Genomic DNA, 14,664 nt, shown 5'->3' with positions numbered 1-14,664 from the left:
CGGCGCCATGTCGTCAGTTCGTCTCGTAACGCTGCGACGGGTCGTACAGCGAATCCGGCAGGTTGATGCCGAACGCCTGCAGCCGCTCGACGAACTTCGGCCGCACGCCGGTCGCGCAGAAGTGGCCGCGCACCGAGCCGTCGCGGTCCACGCCCGTGCGCTTGAACGTGAAGATCTCCTGCATGTTGATGATGTCGCCTTCCATCCCGGTCAGCTCCTGGATGCTGACGATCTTGCGCTTGCCGTCCGTCAGCCGCGCCGCCTGCACGACCACCGAGATCGCCGATGCGATCTGCTGGCGCATCGTCTTCGGCGGCAGCGTCAGCCCGGAGACGCTGATCATGTTCTCGAGCCGCGTCAGCGCGTCGCGCGGCGTGTTCGCGTGGATCGTCGCGAGCGAGCCTTCGTGGCCGGTGTTCATCGCGTTGAGCATGTCGAGCGCTTCGGCGCCGCGCACTTCGCCGAGGATGATCCGGTCGGGGCGCATCCGCAGCGCGTTGCGCACCAGCGTGCGCTGCGTGATCTCGCCCTTGCCCTCGATGTTCGGCGGGCGCGTTTCGAGCCGCAGCACGTGCGGCTGCTGCAGTTGCAGCTCGGCGGCGTCCTCGATCGTCACGATCCGCTCGTTGCGCGGAATGTAGCCGGACAGGATGTTGAGCAGCGTCGTCTTGCCGCTGCCGGTGCCGCCCGACACCAGCACGTTCACCTTCGCGCGCGACAGCGCATCGAGCAGTTCGGCCATCGGCGGCGTCAGGCTGTGGTAGCGCACGAGGTCGTCCATCTTCAGCGGGTTGACCGCGAAGCGCCGGATCGACATCAGCGGCCCGTCGATCGCGGACGGCGGGATGATCGCGTTCACGCGCGAGCCGTCCGGCAGGCGTGCGTCGACCATCGGGCTCGATTCGTCGATGCGGCGCCCGACGCGCGACACGATCTTCTCGATCACCTTCATCAGGTGCGCATCGTCGTAGAACGTCACGTCGGTCAGTTCGAGCTGGCCGGCGCGCTCGACATAGACCTGCCGGTACGTGTTCACGAGGATGTCGGAAATGCCGGGGTCGCGCAGCAGCGCTTCGAGCGGGCCGAAGCCGAACATCTCGTCGTACACGTCGATCGCGAGCTGCCGCCGCTCGATGTCGTTCGCGGGCATCCGTTCGTCGTCGAGGATGCGCGAGATCAGCGCGGCGATTTCCTGCCGGACCTGCTCCTGCGGCATCCGCGACAGGCGCTCCAGCTCGACGCGCTCGAGCACCGCCAGGTGAATTTCGCGGCGCAGCTTCTGGTACGCGTCGCGTACCGACGAATGCGCCGGGCCGGCCGGTTCGTTGCCCGCCGCCAGCGGCTGGGCCCGGTGCAAGGACATCTGTTCGCGCAATGACATGATGGTTCCCCGAAAGATTTACATGGACTTGAGCTTCGGCGTGGCCTTGCGGCCGAACAGCCGGGACATCAGCGGTTCGCTGCGCGTGGCGCTGCGCCCCACGCGCACCTCCCCTTCGACGAGCTGCTTCGCGTATCCCTGCAGCGCACGCGCGACCGCCGTGCCGCGCGCGAGACGCGACACCGGGTGGCCCTGGTTGACCGCTTCGAGCACGGTGTCGACATCGTCCGGAATCGTGCAGGCCGCCTGCAGGCCGAGCACTTCCTCGAGCGCGGTGCGGGTCCGGTCGCTCGCGCGCGTCGCGCGGTTCAGGACGAGCCGCATCTGGTCGGTCGAGTAGCCGAGCGACACGAGGATCTCCAGCAGCCGGCGGCCCGCGCGCACGTGCGGCATCGCGGGCTGCATCACGAGCTGGATCTGGTCGCTGCGATCGAGCGCGACCATCGACAGCGGATTGATGCAGACGCCCAGGTCGAAGATCACGAAGTCGTAGCGCGGCGCGGCGACGCCGAGGATCCATTCGAGCGCGTCCTCGCGCATCTCGGCGGCCTTGACCGGGTCGCCGGCGCCCGCGAGCACGTGGAAGTTCTCCGTCACGCGCGCGACGCTCGCGTCGAGAAACGCGCTGTCGAGCCGCTCGATCTGCGCACACAGCTGCGGCAGCGTCGACGGCGGGGTTTCGTCGCTGACGAGGAACGCCGCATCGGCGAACTGCTGGTTCAGGTCGATCAGCAGCACGCGGCGCTTGAAGCCTTCCGCGATCTCGAAGGCGATGTTGCTGGCCGCGAAGCTCGTGCCGGCCCCGCCCTTGCACGACATGAACGACACGATCCGCGTATCGTCGGTGTCGCGCCGCGTGCTTTGCGCGGCCGCGCGTTCGAGCGCATTGCCGAGCGCCTGCAGGTCGAGCGGCCACTGCAGCACGTCGCGCGCGCCCGCGCGCATCGCGTCGAGCAGCACGTGCGGCGACGCATCCGCCGTCACGAGGATGCAGGTCAGCCCGGTGTGAACCCGGCAGATCCGCTCGATGGCCGCCAGCTCGGGCGCGTCGAGCGACGTGCCGTCGACCAGCAGGATGTCGAACGCGTCGAGCCCGTCGGTGCGATGCTCGATCTGCGACGGGCGGCCGGTCGCGCGTGTGGCGCGATAACGTCCGCAGTCGGTCACGAGGCGCGCGATCTGCGTGAGCCGCGCGGTATCGTCGGAAGCTACGAGGATGTTGATCATGTCGTGTGCCTCGCCTGTTCGATCAATTGCAGTTTGCACCGCCGGTCGCGGAAGTCAGGCTTTCGCGCGGCAGCGTCGTCGTGAACGGCGGCATCTTTACCGACACGTTCATGAACGGGATCATCGTCTTGACCGTGACGTTCGTGACGCTCACCGTCACGAACGCGCAGGTGTTTACGGTGCAGCTCGTCGGCGAGTAGTTCACCGACACGTTCGCGTTCGACAGCAGCGGCAGCAGCGCCGTCACGCGTTTCGCGACGCCGGCGGCATTCACGTCGCAGACCACCGCCGTGCGTGCGCCGAGGCGCACGGCCTCGCTTGCGGTGTTCCAGTAGAACAGCACGCGGCCGAATTCGAAGATGCCGAGCAGCAGCATGATCAGCACCGACGAGATGAGCGCGAACTCGACGATCGTCGAGCCGCGTTGGGCACGCCGGCGTGACAGGGGGACTGGGCGCGCGCTCATGACACTTGCCTCATCACGGTGACGATGTTGCCGAACGGGATCGACGTCAGCCCCGGATACGCGGGGATCGGCTGGTACGTGTAGCCCTTGATCTTCACCTCGACGACGTTGATCGCGCCTGTCGCCGTGCCGCTCGCCGCGTTGTTGTTCGAGTCGTAGGTCGGCAGGTTCGAGAATTGCGCCGGGTCGGACGCGTCGCTGCAACCGGTCGTATGCTGCGCGTCGCAGATGGTCACCATCGAGGTCGTGAGCCCCGGCACCAGCTCGGTGCCGGCCTGGCCGCACGTCGTGCTGCCGTAGACGACGAGGCACTGCGCCGCCGATACCGGATACGCGCTGTCGGTCGGCAGCCAGATCGACAGGTAGCGCGCCGCGTCGCGCGTCGCCTTGGTCAGCGTCTCATACTGGTAGATCGCGCGGCCGAACTCGGCCACGCCGGTCGCGAGCACGATCATCGGAATCAGCACGATCGCGAACTCGACGGCGGCCACGCCACGGGTGCGCGAACGGCGAAACGGGGGCCTTTTCATGATCGCTTCTCCCTATTGAACGAGCATCGGCACCTGGACCCCGGACGCGCTGCCGTCGCCGGGCAAGCCGTGCGTCGCGCACGGATTGTTGCCGGAGACGGACGAGCCGAGGTATTCGAGGTGCGCTATGACGGGGCCACTGCCGGAGCTGAACGGCAGGGGATCGAGCATCAGCACGCAATCCCATTGCGTGACGTGTACCTTGCCGCTGCTGCCCGTCAGCGACGAGCAGTCGCCTTCCGGCGCGAGCGCGACACGGCGGTCGCCGCCATAGGTCTGGTAGTTGCTCGCCGTCACGGTGCCGTTGGTGGAGATCCCGCTGCCCGACGGCGGCGCGCCGTCGCCCTGGTAGGGCTTGAAGGTCGTGCGGTCGGCGACGAACTGCGTGTACGCATCACCCTTGATGCCCGGCGTTCCGGGCGGCCCGTAGTTCGGGCCGACATACGCGTAGCCGGTGAAGTCGGGCTGGCCGCTCGAGCCGTTCGCGCCGTTCGTATAGATGCCGAAGCGCGTATTCCAGGCGCGGAGCGACGCCGACTTCAGGCCGGTGGTGCCGAGGTCGGGCGGGCTCGTGATATTGCAGGTGTTGCCCGACAGCTCGCTCGCGATGGCCGGTTCGTTCGTCGAGCCGTCGAGTGCCGCCCAGCCGAAGTTGCCGGGCCCGTAGGACGAACCGGACGGCGACGTGATCCAGTCGCCGACGTTGTAGGGCGGCGCGCCCGTCGCCCGGCACACGAACACCGGGATCGCGCACGCCGTCTGCCCGCCGCCGACCGTCGCGATCGCGCTCGCCGACACTGTGGCCGCGTTCGCGAGCTTGGTGCCCGGCAGCACGTTCAGCACCTCGATGAACCAGTGCGCGATGTTGCTCAATGTCGCGGTGCACTGCACGTACTTGATGTTCGCCGGCGTCGTGACCGAGTCCTTCGTCAGGAACGGATTGGTCAGCGAGTCGCTGAACGTGACGTTCGAATTCGTCGCCATCTGCACCGACTTGTTCTGGAAGAACACGAAATTCAAGTGCCCGGCGGCGATACCGTTCGCCTCGGCGACCGACAGGCTGATGGCCGAAGTCAGGTCACGCGCAGCCGACAGCGCGCACGCATCGGCGCTGTTCTGCAGTTCGCTGCGCGTGACGTACAGCTTGCCGAGATCCAGCGCGAGACCGACGAACCCGATCATCACCGCCAGTGCGAGACCGACGATGATCGCGACGGCACCGCGCTGGCGATGCAGGCTGCGACGCATGACTTTCGGATAGCGGGCTGCGCTGTTCATGGCGTTCTCCCTGAGCGTGCCGTCGTTACTGGGTGGCCTTGCCGATGCCGATCACGAACGCGTTCGTGGGCGGATCGACCTGCTTGAACGACTTTTCGTAGTTGTCGAGCGCCGACGCTGCCGCGCCGCCGTCGACCACCGTCGTCGCGGCCGCGTGTTCGGCGGCATGCGGGTCGATGATCTGGGCCTGCGTCACGGCGCGGACCGATTCGCCGAAGCGGGTGTCCCACACCGGGGTCGACGACATGCAGCCGGCAAGCGCGAAGGCGAGCGGTGCGGCGAGCGCCGCACGGCGCACGAATACGAGGTAGGCGGATTTCATGAGTGTCCCCTTGGATGGCATCAACGATCGGTGGGCTCGGATTCCGAGCGTGCGACCTGCGCGTGGGCAGCCGCCGGGAGCCGGTGCGTCGACCGCGCAGGTGTGGCCGGCTGGGCCGGCCGGGCCGGTGCGTCGGGGCCGGCCGCCGCAATGCGCGCGGCGGCGGCTTCGATGCGCGCGACGCGGGCCGCGTTCGCCGCGTTGGCCCCGTCGGGCCGCGGCACGACAACCGCCACCGGCGCGGGCGTCTTCTGCGGTTCGGCCGGTACCGGCGGCTGCGCGTCCACGCCTTGCGGCACACGCGGTGCGGGCAGCGCGGCGGCCGCGGCGGCCGGGGCATCCGGTTGCGGCGCCGGTGCGGGTGCCTGAGCCGGTGCCTGAGCCGGTGCCTGCGGGGCAGTTGCCGCGCCGTTCGACGGCTGTGCGCCAGGCTTGCGGACGCCGCCGCGGCCTTCCATGTTGCCCGTCGCGTACACGTCGACTTCGTTCGGCTTCGAGAAGCTGTCGGTCGGCAGCGGCACCTCGGCGGTCTGCAGCGGCTTCACCAGGTGCGGCGTGATCAGGAAGATCAGCTCCGTGCGATCCTGCTGGAACGACGTGCTGCGGAACAACGCGCCGAGCACCGGCACTTCGCCCACACCCGGGAGCGCCTTCAACGCGCCCGTCACGTTGTCCTTGATCAGCCCGCCGATCGCGAACGATTCGCCGTCGCTCATCTGCACCGTCGTCGATGCGCGCCGCGTCGTGATCAGCGGCAGGATCGACGTGCCGCCGATGTTGGTCGAGCTCAGCGTGACGCCCGTCGCCGACAGTTCCGACACTTCCGGCGCGACCTTCAGGCTGATCCGGCCGTTCGCCAGCACCGTCGGCGTGAACTTCAGCGCGACGCCGAATTCCTCTTCCTGCAGCGTGATCGACGACGTGCCGTTGCCGCTGCTCTGTGGAATCGGGATGAAGATCTTGCCGCCGGCGAGGAACGTCGCTTCCTGGCCGCTGATCGTCACGAGATTCGGCTCCGCGAGGATCTTGACCAGGTTGTCGGTGTTCTGTGCGTCGGCCGCGAGGTTGAACGGCTTGTTGTTCGCCTTGCTGAACGCGACGCCGCTTGCGACGCCCGCGAGCAGGTTGCTGACCAGCGCCCCGCTCCACGAACCGAACCCGCCCTGGATGTTGAGCGCGCTGCCCATCTGGTTGATCAGCGTCTTCGACACCTCGGCCACCTTCACCTCGAGCATCACCTGCTGCGGCGACGTGACGGCCAGCATGTTCAGCACGCCGCTGCCGCTTTGCTTGCCGCCCGCGGCCGGGTCGCCGGCGCTGTCGCCGTAGGCGCGCGCGATCTGCACGGCCTGCTGCGCCGCCTGCGAGCTCGACACGGTGCCCGACAGCACGATCGTGCCGGCCGCGGTCGTCACGCGGATGTCGCGCTCGTTCGGCATCAGCTGCTGCAGCGACGCCTGCAGGCCGCCTGCATCCGCGCCGACTGCCACATCGATCACGCGGCACGCACCGCTCTTGCCCTGCACGATCATGTTCGTCGTGCCGACCGCGAGCCCGAGGATGTACAGCGTCTGCGGCGACACCATCGTGGCCTGCGCGACGGCCGGATTGCCGATCGTCCGGTTACGGACCGGCTCCGGCATCGGCACCAGCAGCGACTTGCCGAGCGGCACGCTGACGCTGGTCGATTCGCGCACGGCGCCGACGCAGTTCGGCCCGCGCAGCGGGCCCGCCGATGCGGCGGGCGCGGCGGCCGCAACCGGCCCCATGCTAATCGTCATCTGCATCGGCCCCTTGCCGACCGCGGCGGGCGCGCTGGCGCCGCCCTTCGTCAGCGCCGCCGACTCGACGCCTTCCTGTGCGAGTGCGCCATAAACCGTGAGCCATCCCGAACAAAGGATCGCGGCCATCATCGTGCCCCGTGCGACGCGTGTGCGCAGCGGGCCGGTATCCGTGCATTGCGGTTTGATCTTCATTTCGTCTGATCCCCCGAGAGACCGGCTCCGTGCCGGTTATCGACTTCCAGGGCCGCCGCGTTGCCGGCGGCCGTTTATGTGACTGTGTTGATCTGCTTCAGAAACACTCGATGCTGCCCCTTACGCCCGTCAGCACGCCGACGCAGTCGCGCCGCGCTTCCGGCGCCGCATGCGATGCGACGTGCACGCGTACCGTCCGTACGCGAGCGGGCGCCGCGGGCGCTTCGGGTGCGGGCTCCTTGCCGAGCAGCGTCATCTTGGTCGCCCCGTCGGTGTTCAGCGTCTTCTGGTCGACCTGGTTGCGCAGCACGAGCGACAGCGTGCCGACGCTGCGCGCGAGGTCGAGCCGCTCGGCCTGGTCGGGCGTGACTTCCAGCGTCACCGCGTTGACGACCTTCGGCGCCGTGTCGTCGCGGCTCACCTGCTGCGCGACGGCGAGCACGAGGATGTGCTCGAGCACGATCTTCGAGATGCTCTGCCCGTCGGTCTTGCCCTGCTGTTCCTGCGTGTTGACGATCACGTCGACGTAGTTGCCCGGCAGCGCGAAGCCTGCGACGCCGACCACGTCGTTCACGCGCACCGTGATCGCACGGCTGCCGTCCGAGATCACCGCGGACAGCCCGCCCTTCGTGCCGACCGGCGCGAGCTTCGACTCGATCACCGGCTCGTCCCGCGACAGGCTGGTGCGTACCACGCGCCCTTCGAGCGCCTTGGTATCGGTGAACGCGCCGGTCGGCACGCTGCCCGACGGCCAGCTCACCATGCGGATCTGGTTCGGCCCGAGCGGCTCGCCCAGGTTCAGGTCGGTGGCCGCCACCGCAACCGACGTGACCGAACTCGTGGATGTCTGCATGAGCCAGTGGGACGCGAACACGACCGCGGCAAGACCCGCGACCATCGCGACGACCAGCATCAGGATCGCTCGACTGTTTTTCATGGCAATGCTCCTCGACGAATCGTGAAAGAAACGGCTCAACCGGTGATGAAGGTGCGTCCGCCGCGCTCGACGGGCGGCGGATGGACGCCGTCCCGTTCAGGTCCCGCGCCGAAATAGCTCGCCCACGCGTCGTACAGTGCGTCGTGCGTCACCTCGGCCGGATCGCCGCGATAGCGCGCGCCGGCGGCGACGAGTCGCAGCAGGTCTGCCGGGAAGCACGCGAGAAACGCCTTGCCGGTCGGCAGATGCAGCCGGTGCAGCAAGTAGTCGAATGCATCGCTCGCCGCGACGAGTCCCAGCGATGCGCAGGCCGCGTCGAACACCGCGCGGTAGTTGTCGATCGACAGCGCGCCGACGTGGATCTTCGAGCCGAGGCGGCGCAAGAATGCGTCGTCGCAGAACTGTTCGGGCGCCAGGTTGCTCGAGAACACGGGCCAGACGTCGAACGGCATCACGAAGCGGTTGCCGGATTCGAGCGTCATGAAATCGACGCCGCGATCGAGCGGGCGCAGCCAGCGGTTGAGCAGGTCGCGCGGCTCGACGCGCTGGCGGCCGAGATCGTCGACGACGTACATGCCCATGTTCGCCTTCATGTGCGGCGGGGCCTGGTAGAAGCCCGCGGCTTCGTCGCGGCGCAGGTCGAGCTCGTCGAGCGTCAGTTCGCCGCCGGACATCACGACCGGCCGCTCGCACAGGCGCCAGCGGCGATCGACCGACTGGCCGCCGGGCTGCGATGCCGCGTCGACATGCACGAGCGGGTCGTAGATCTGGATCACTTCGCCGGCCGCGCAGATCGCGTGCGGCACCGGCACGTAACCGCGCATCAGCGAGCCGAGCCGCTCGGCGAGGAAGGTCTTGCCGCTGCCGGCCGGGCCGTAGATCAGCAGCGGGCGGCCCGCGTTGAGCGCCGCGGCCGCCGCGTCGAGCACCGACGTGTCGATCACGATGTCTTCGAAGGCGGCCCACACGTCGCTCTGGCCGATGTGCAGCTTGCGCACCGAATGAGCCGCCACGCATTCGAGATACGCGTCGAGCGTCACCGGCGCGGGCCCGCTGTAGCCGCTGCGCGCCCGTTCCTCGAGCGCCAGCACGCGGCCCGCGTCGGTCAGGCGGAACGTCACGTCGAGATCGGTCGCGCCGCGATGGGTGAGTTCGACGAGGTGCTCGCGCACCAGGAACGCAAAGACGTCGTCGAGCACCGCGAGCGGCAGGCAGTGCCGCTCGACCAGGTCGCCGTACGACGGGCGGCCGAGCATCAGCGTCGACTTCAGCACGAGGCCGGCAACGAACGTCTTGCTCAGTCCCGTTTCGTCGAGCGAGCGCGGCGCGGCCGGCAATTGCGCGCCCAGCTTCGTGTGAGCCTCCCGCGACGGCAACGGATCGGGCAGATGGGCCACCTGCGCGTCGCGTCTCGGTTCGGTATGGTTCGTGTTCATGGTCGTTCGATCCTCGTTGCGGGTGCGTCGCGCTAGGTGTGCGACGCGAACAGCATGGCCAGCGTGCCGGCCGCGATCGCTACGCCATACGGCAGCGAGCCGACCGATGCGATTTCCGCAGGGCCGTCGGCGGCCTCCCCGCGCGTTCCTCGCGAATGCCGCGCGATCAGCGCGCGGACGTTCGCCCACATCTGGCGCATCCGGCCGCGCAACAGCACGACCGCGAGCGCACCGATCCCGCCGGCCAGGAACGTGGCCAGCACGATGTAACAGGTCATTTCCGCGCCGACCCATGCGCCGATCGCGAGCATCAGCTTCACGTCGCCGGCCGCCATCCCGCGCAGCAGGTAGAACGGCAGCAGCAGCGCGAAGCCGGTCGCCGCGCCGGCAAGCCAGCCGAGTGCGCCTGCCAGGACGCCGTGCAGCACGCACTGGGCGACCAGCGCGCCCGCCAGGCCGAGCGCGACGAGGCCGTTCGGGATGCGGCGGGCCGCGATGTCCGTGCCGGCCGCGGATACCGCGAGCAGCGTCACGCACAACGGAATCGGGTAAGACGGCGCAACGAGCAACATGGCGAACCTCGCTGAGCGAATCGAAGGATCAGGAAACCATTGCCAGCGCAGTGGCCACGGCGGCCGTGACGGCCGTTGCGATCACCGCGTACGTATTGGCAAGCGAGCCTTTCGGCGTGACGACGCTGCCCAGCACCGCGACGGCGAACGTCGCCGCGACGGATGCATACCCGATCGACGTCGCGCCCTGCTCCGCGTCGATCCTGGGGCTTGCGACACGCACCCTGGTTTGCATGATGGTCTCCGGTTCCCGGTCATCCGATGCGTGGGAGCGGCTCGATCGCTGCACCGGCCGAGCCGTCCGCACGCTCTGCTTTTCAACGGCCTCACACGGCCGCGGTCAGGTCGGCAGCGATCGTGGTGAACACGGTCTTCAGCTGCGTGCCGACCGCCGTGACCGCCACGATGATGCCGACCGCGATCAGTGCTGCGATCAGGCCGTATTCGATGGCGGTCACGCCGTCTTCGTCGCGAACGAAACGGGCGGCTTGTTGAATGAACTTGGTCATGATGATCTCCTTGCGTGGTGACTTTCAAAGTCCTCGCGTGCCGGCTGGTCGGTTGACCGTGCATCGATACGTCGAGGTAGGGTGTTGTTGCCGTGTGGTGTCGACGAGCGATTCGAATGCTCCGTTCGTCGTACCGTCCATCAGAGTGCTGTTACCGCCGAGTCCAGACTCGAGGCGATCGTGCTGAACACGGTCGACAGGTCTGTACCGATCGCCGTCAGCGCGGCGACGATGCCGAGCGCGATCAGCGCGGCGATCAGGCCGTACTCGATGGCCGTCACGCCTTCCCGATCCTCGACGAACCAGGCGATCTTTTCGATGACTCTTGTCATAAGTACTCTCCTTTCGGACTGCTATTAAATACCCTTCGTCTTGTGCGACGTCGGGACGGGCACCACCGGCACTACGCGAAAAATCGGAACGCGACGCTCAGCTGCGGGAACGGGGATGCACATCCCTGTCCGCGCGAACGGGTATCAGTGAGGCAGAATGCGAGAGAGGCGTGTACGGTGCGAGGGGTCGGACAAGCCGGACAAGCCGGGCAATCCGGTCGACCGGAACGGCACGACTGCCGTTCGACGCATGGAATCCAGATGAACGGGAAACAATCTCCCGGATAAGCTGCAATATGTTTTTAATCCGGTTCTCGAACCGTGATGTGCTGTGGTCTTTCATTTTTATTCCCCATATTCGGCCATGCCGACTTTTTATTGCCCTGACGATACCTGGGCTCATTGGTCACTCGACGAAGGCTTGCACGGTTGATCGACCTGGAGCTGCATGTTCCCCGACGCGCTCCGGCCCTTCTTTCCGCCGGTGATTCCGATGCGGGTTCCGTCTGTCTTTTGCCGGAACCGCCCGGTCGTCACCTCGTCGACTGCCGTGCCAACGCTTACGCAAAGAGCAGGCCACCTCGAGCAGAATCGAGGCGCATCAAGGGTTACGGCGATGCCCGCGTTCCCCGGCCCGGGGCCCGGCGCGTGAAATGTTTCAAAATTGATATATGTTTCCCCGCAAGCGTTGCAAGCCTGAATGGCTGCCGCCGCGCTCCGCAAAGGAGCAAAAATTTTTACTCGGGACTTTCCCGCACACGCGAAACGACCGGCGTCTCGTGTGGCCGGCGGGATGCGGAGCCGGTCAAATTGGCCGAATGTTTCAAAGCAGAAACACGAAATCCGGAAACGTCGATTTCTCATACCTGAAAACACGGTTTTCACGTGCGTCACCGGTCAATCCGGATTCCGGATTTCAGCGGGCGATTTGCATCACGCGATTTTTTCTTCAACAATGAATTCACCGGACGACGCCATTTCAGTGCGATTCGATCCGCAGGCACGACAGAACATGAAACGGCTGCCACAAACCATGCAGCCTCTACACACATACGGGGAATCATGTACACAGCCAATCGTGGGTCGCGCGTTCGCGCAATACGCTGTGCTCAATGGCTCACAGCCGACCGGATCGTTCCGTACAGCTGCATCATGCTGATGCTCTTCGCCGCGTTGCTGATTGTCTGGGGCTTCGTGACGAACGGCTTCACGTCGAACGCCGCCGTCCGCCCGGGCGTCGACTTCTCCGTTTTCTGGACCGCATCGCACCTGGTGTTGCAAGGCCATGCCGCATCGGCCTACGACCCTTCCTTGTTCCTGCAGGCCGAGCTCGCACAATTCGACACGTATTTGCAGCACCGGTCGCTTCCCTGGCTCTATCCGCCGACGATGTTGCTGTTCATCGCTCCGGTTGCCCTTGTGCCTTTCCTGCCCGCATATTTCCTCTTTTTCGCGGGCAGTCTTTTATGCTACGCGTTCGCCGTCTCGCGGTTGTCGGGATTGCGCGCGCATCTTCCGGTGCCGCACGCCGCGGCGATCGTCGTGGTCGCGTATTCGGCCGTGTGCATGTCCGCGCTGTTCGGCCAGAACAGCATCCTGACCGCCGGCCTCGCCGCACTCGCGCTGCATCTGCTCGGCAAGCGCCCGGTCGCGGCCGGCGTACTGATCGGGCTGCTCGCGATCAAGCCGCAGCTGGCGGTGGTGTTCCCGTTCGCGCTGATCGCGGCGCGCGCGTGGCGCACGTTCGCGGCGGCGGCAATCAGCGCAACGCTGTTCGCGGCGGCCGGGATCGCGCTGACCGGTACGGGCGCACTGCATGGGCTGGGCGACGCCGTGGCGACGGTGCGCGGCCAGCACTTCATGCTGCCGTCCTACTGGCTCGCTTCGCCGACGCCGTTCGCCGCGCTGCGGCTCTCGGGCTTCCCGGTGCCGGCTGCCCTGGCCGCGCAGGCCGTGATCGCGCTGCTCGCGATCGCGGCGACCGTCGATGTCTGGCGGCGCACGCCCGACATGCGCTTGCGCGGCGCGGCACTGGCCGTCGCCACCTTGCTGACTACACCCTATCTGTGGCACTACGAGCTGACCTGGCTCGGGATCGCGATCTTCTGCCTGATCGCCCATGGCCTCGATGAAGGCTGGCTGCCCGGCGACCAGGCCGTGATCGTGCTCGCCTGGCTGCTGCCGATCTTCGAAATGCTGAACCGCTTGATGAAGCTGCCGCAGATCGGCCCGATCGTGCTGCTTGCGGTGCTGTTCGTCGTCGTTCGCCGCGCCGCGCAGTGCTCGCCCCGGAGCTCGCGATGAAAACGCCCCATTCCGTTTTCCACGCCCGTCCCGAGACGGATGCGCACCCGGAACTCCCGATCGCCGGCCCGCGCCGTTATCCTCACTGGCTCAATCGCGATCGTGTACGCGTCTATGCCGGCGCCGCGTTGCTGGCCGAACTGCTGTTCATCGGCATCTACATCGCCCGAATGTACTTGCAGCATGGCGCCGCGCTGGTGCCGCTGTCGGAGGATTTCTCCGCGATCTGGAGCGCGGCATGGCTCGCCGCGCACGGGCGTGCCGCCGACGTCTGGCATTTCAGCGCGTTGTTCACGATCCAGCAACTCGCCGTCCCGGGAATGAATCTCGAGGACGGCATGCTCCTGTGGCTCTATCCGCCCAGCATGCTGTTGCTGGTCCTGCCGCTCGGCTGGCTTCCGTACACGCCGGCCGTCGTGCTCTGGCTCGGCGTCACGTATGTGCTGTTCGCCGTCGTCATTCATGCGACCGTGCAGCGCGGCACCGCATGGCTGTGCGCGCTGGCCTTCCCCGCCGCATTCATCACCGTCGTCATCGGGCAAACCAGCCTGTTTACCGCGACGTTCGGCGGCCTCGGCCTGTTGCTTCTGAAGCGCCGGCCCGTCGTGGCCGGGATCTGCTTCGGCTTGCTGATGATGAAACCGCAGGTCGCCATCCTGTTCCCGCTCGCGCTGCTGTGCGCCGGCCAGTGGCGTACGTTGGCCGCGTGGGCCGCGACGATCGTCGCCTGCGTCGCGCTCGCCACGCTCGCGTTCGGCACCGACTCGTGGATCGCGTTCGCACACGGGATGCGCGATGTCTACCAGGTCATCAGCACCGGCCATGCGAAGCTCGCGCGGATGCCGACCCTGTTCGCGCTGGCCGCGATGGCCGGCCTGCCCGCTTACGTCGCCAACGGCCTTCAACTGCTGTCGGCCGCGGTCGCCGCGATCGCGGTCGTCTATGCGTGGCGCGGCGACTGCGCGTACGCGCTGCGCGCCGCGACGCTCGCGTGCGCGTGCCTGCTCGTCAGCCCCTATCTGTACGACTACGACCTGACCTGGTACGGCCTCGTGATCGCGTGGTACGCGCGGTACGCGTGGACGCACGGCTGGCGGCGCTTCGACCGGGAATGGCTGACGCTGCTGTGGCTGATGCCGCTCGCGGGCCTCGCGGTCGTGCCGCATCTGTCGTTCCAGTTCATGCCGCTCGTCACGCTGGCGTCGCTCGGGCTGCTCGTCAGCCGGATCGCCCGGGACCGGCGCGACGTGCCGTCGATGCCGGACGCACGCGACCACTCGACCGACACCGCGTTCACCCATTCGGCAAGAACGCACCACCGCCCGGCGTACGGATTGCGCCGCACCGGCCGACCGACCATCGGCGTGCATCGGTGAAGCGACATCACAGGGGAA

At 67.3% G+C, this 14,664-nt stretch carries 15 protein-coding genes; 2 read left to right on the top strand and 13 right to left on the bottom strand.

The genetic code is table 11. The annotated features are described in order from the left end of the window. Positions 1-13 precede the first annotated feature (13 nt). From APZ15_RS35420 to APZ15_RS35360, 13 genes are all read right to left on the bottom strand, one after another. Positions 14-1,381 carry a TadA family conjugal transfer-associated ATPase gene (locus APZ15_RS35420; RefSeq protein WP_027792717.1) on the bottom strand — a complete coding sequence of 456 codons (1,368 nt, stop codon included), beginning with the start codon at positions 1,379-1,381 and terminating at the stop codon, positions 14-16. 18 nt (positions 1,382-1,399) lie between these two features. Beyond that, positions 1,400-2,608, bottom strand: a complete 1,209-nt coding sequence (locus APZ15_RS35415; protein WP_027792718.1) for a CpaE/TadZ family protein — start codon at positions 2,606-2,608, stop codon at positions 1,400-1,402. Between the two features lie 22 nt (positions 2,609-2,630). After that, entirely contained in the window at positions 2,631-3,074 is a 444-nt protein-coding gene (locus tag APZ15_RS35410) for a TadE/TadG family type IV pilus assembly protein (RefSeq protein WP_027792719.1), read from the bottom strand. Beyond that, complete coding sequence (locus APZ15_RS35405; protein ID WP_027792720.1) at positions 3,071-3,604, bottom strand: TadE/TadG family type IV pilus assembly protein; 534 nt, start codon at positions 3,602-3,604, stop codon at positions 3,071-3,073. Before APZ15_RS35405 ends, APZ15_RS35410 begins: the two co-directional genes overlap by 4 nt. A gap of 12 nt (positions 3,605-3,616) precedes the next feature. Next, the gene (locus APZ15_RS35400) at positions 3,617-4,882 is read right to left on the bottom strand and encodes a pilus assembly protein TadG-related protein (protein ID WP_027792721.1); all 1,266 of its coding nucleotides are present in this window, start codon (positions 4,880-4,882) and stop codon (positions 3,617-3,619) included. 25 nt (positions 4,883-4,907) lie between these two features. Then, positions 4,908-5,204: a hypothetical protein gene (locus APZ15_RS35395; RefSeq protein ID WP_027792722.1), complete on the bottom strand. Its 297-nt coding sequence runs from the start codon at positions 5,202-5,204 to the stop codon at positions 4,908-4,910. Between the two features lie 20 nt (positions 5,205-5,224). Continuing rightward, complete coding sequence (locus APZ15_RS35390) at positions 5,225-7,180, bottom strand: type II and III secretion system protein family protein (RefSeq protein ID WP_027792723.1); 1,956 nt, start codon at positions 7,178-7,180, stop codon at positions 5,225-5,227. Between the two features lie 97 nt (positions 7,181-7,277). Beyond that, positions 7,278-8,117: a Flp pilus assembly protein CpaB gene (gene cpaB / locus APZ15_RS35385; protein ID WP_027792724.1), complete on the bottom strand. Its 840-nt coding sequence runs from the start codon at positions 8,115-8,117 to the stop codon at positions 7,278-7,280. A 35-nt stretch (positions 8,118-8,152) separates the two neighbouring features. Further along, positions 8,153-9,553, bottom strand: a complete 1,401-nt coding sequence (locus APZ15_RS35380; RefSeq protein ID WP_027792725.1) for a P-loop NTPase family protein — start codon at positions 9,551-9,553, stop codon at positions 8,153-8,155. Between the two features lie 32 nt (positions 9,554-9,585). Then, on the bottom strand, positions 9,586-10,125 hold the full coding sequence (locus APZ15_RS35375) for an A24 family peptidase (protein WP_027792726.1): 540 nt from the start codon (positions 10,123-10,125) through the stop codon (positions 9,586-9,588). Positions 10,126-10,153: 28 nt separating this feature from the next. After that, on the bottom strand, positions 10,154-10,360 hold the full coding sequence (locus APZ15_RS35370; RefSeq protein ID WP_027792727.1) for a hypothetical protein: 207 nt from the start codon (positions 10,358-10,360) through the stop codon (positions 10,154-10,156). Positions 10,361-10,451: 91 nt separating this feature from the next. Further along, positions 10,452-10,634 carry a Flp family type IVb pilin gene (locus tag APZ15_RS35365; protein WP_021156632.1) on the bottom strand — a complete coding sequence of 61 codons (183 nt, stop codon included), beginning with the start codon at positions 10,632-10,634 and terminating at the stop codon, positions 10,452-10,454. A gap of 140 nt (positions 10,635-10,774) precedes the next feature. After that, a complete protein-coding gene (locus APZ15_RS35360; protein ID WP_027792728.1) occupies positions 10,775-10,966 on the bottom strand; it encodes a Flp family type IVb pilin in 192 nt (63 codons plus the stop codon). A 1,062-nt stretch (positions 10,967-12,028) separates the two neighbouring features. Between APZ15_RS35360 and APZ15_RS35355 the strand changes: the two genes are divergently transcribed. Together APZ15_RS35355 and APZ15_RS35350 are read left to right on the top strand one after the other, a co-directional pair. Then, complete coding sequence (locus APZ15_RS35355) at positions 12,029-13,270, top strand: glycosyltransferase family 87 protein (protein WP_027792729.1); 1,242 nt, start codon at positions 12,029-12,031, stop codon at positions 13,268-13,270. Next, positions 13,267-14,646 (top strand): glycosyltransferase family 87 protein, encoded by a 1,380-nt coding sequence (locus tag APZ15_RS35350; protein ID WP_027792730.1) that lies wholly within the window; start codon positions 13,267-13,269, stop codon positions 14,644-14,646. Before APZ15_RS35355 ends, APZ15_RS35350 begins: the two co-directional genes overlap by 4 nt. The last annotated feature ends 18 nt before the right edge of the window (positions 14,647-14,664 follow it).

The organism is Burkholderia cepacia ATCC 25416 (assembly GCF_001411495.1).
Classification (GTDB): domain Bacteria; phylum Pseudomonadota; class Gammaproteobacteria; order Burkholderiales; family Burkholderiaceae; genus Burkholderia; species Burkholderia cepacia.
The sequence above is the reverse complement of the archived record's forward strand: the minus strand, read 5'-3'. Positions and strand labels throughout refer to the sequence as shown.

Excerpts from the sequence above, each read along its gene's own strand:
- APZ15_RS35420 (WP_027792717.1), bottom strand. The coding sequence starts at position 1,381 with ATGTCATTGCGCGAACAGATGTCCTTGCACCGGGCCCAGCCGCTGGCG.
- APZ15_RS35415 (WP_027792718.1), bottom strand. The coding sequence starts at position 2,608 with ATGATCAACATCCTCGTAGCTTCCGACGATACCGCGCGGCTCACGCAG.
- APZ15_RS35410 (WP_027792719.1), bottom strand. The coding sequence starts at position 3,074 with ATGAGCGCGCGCCCAGTCCCCCTGTCACGCCGGCGTGCCCAACGCGGC.
- APZ15_RS35405 (WP_027792720.1), bottom strand. The coding sequence starts at position 3,604 with ATGAAAAGGCCCCCGTTTCGCCGTTCGCGCACCCGTGGCGTGGCCGCC.
- APZ15_RS35400 (WP_027792721.1), bottom strand. The coding sequence starts at position 4,882 with ATGAACAGCGCAGCCCGCTATCCGAAAGTCATGCGTCGCAGCCTGCAT.
- APZ15_RS35395 (WP_027792722.1), bottom strand. The coding sequence starts at position 5,204 with ATGAAATCCGCCTACCTCGTATTCGTGCGCCGTGCGGCGCTCGCCGCA.
- APZ15_RS35390 (WP_027792723.1), bottom strand. The coding sequence starts at position 7,180 with ATGAAGATCAAACCGCAATGCACGGATACCGGCCCGCTGCGCACACGC.
- cpaB (WP_027792724.1), bottom strand. The coding sequence starts at position 8,117 with ATGAAAAACAGTCGAGCGATCCTGATGCTGGTCGTCGCGATGGTCGCG.
- APZ15_RS35380 (WP_027792725.1), bottom strand. The coding sequence starts at position 9,553 with ATGAACACGAACCATACCGAACCGAGACGCGACGCGCAGGTGGCCCAT.
- APZ15_RS35375 (WP_027792726.1), bottom strand. The coding sequence starts at position 10,125 with ATGTTGCTCGTTGCGCCGTCTTACCCGATTCCGTTGTGCGTGACGCTG.
- APZ15_RS35370 (WP_027792727.1), bottom strand. The coding sequence starts at position 10,360 with ATGCAAACCAGGGTGCGTGTCGCAAGCCCCAGGATCGACGCGGAGCAG.
- APZ15_RS35365 (WP_021156632.1), bottom strand. The coding sequence starts at position 10,634 with ATGACCAAGTTCATTCAACAAGCCGCCCGTTTCGTTCGCGACGAAGAC.
- APZ15_RS35360 (WP_027792728.1), bottom strand. The coding sequence starts at position 10,966 with ATGACAAGAGTCATCGAAAAGATCGCCTGGTTCGTCGAGGATCGGGAA.
- APZ15_RS35355 (WP_027792729.1), top strand. The coding sequence starts at position 12,029 with ATGTACACAGCCAATCGTGGGTCGCGCGTTCGCGCAATACGCTGTGCT.
- APZ15_RS35350 (WP_027792730.1), top strand. The coding sequence starts at position 13,267 with ATGAAAACGCCCCATTCCGTTTTCCACGCCCGTCCCGAGACGGATGCG.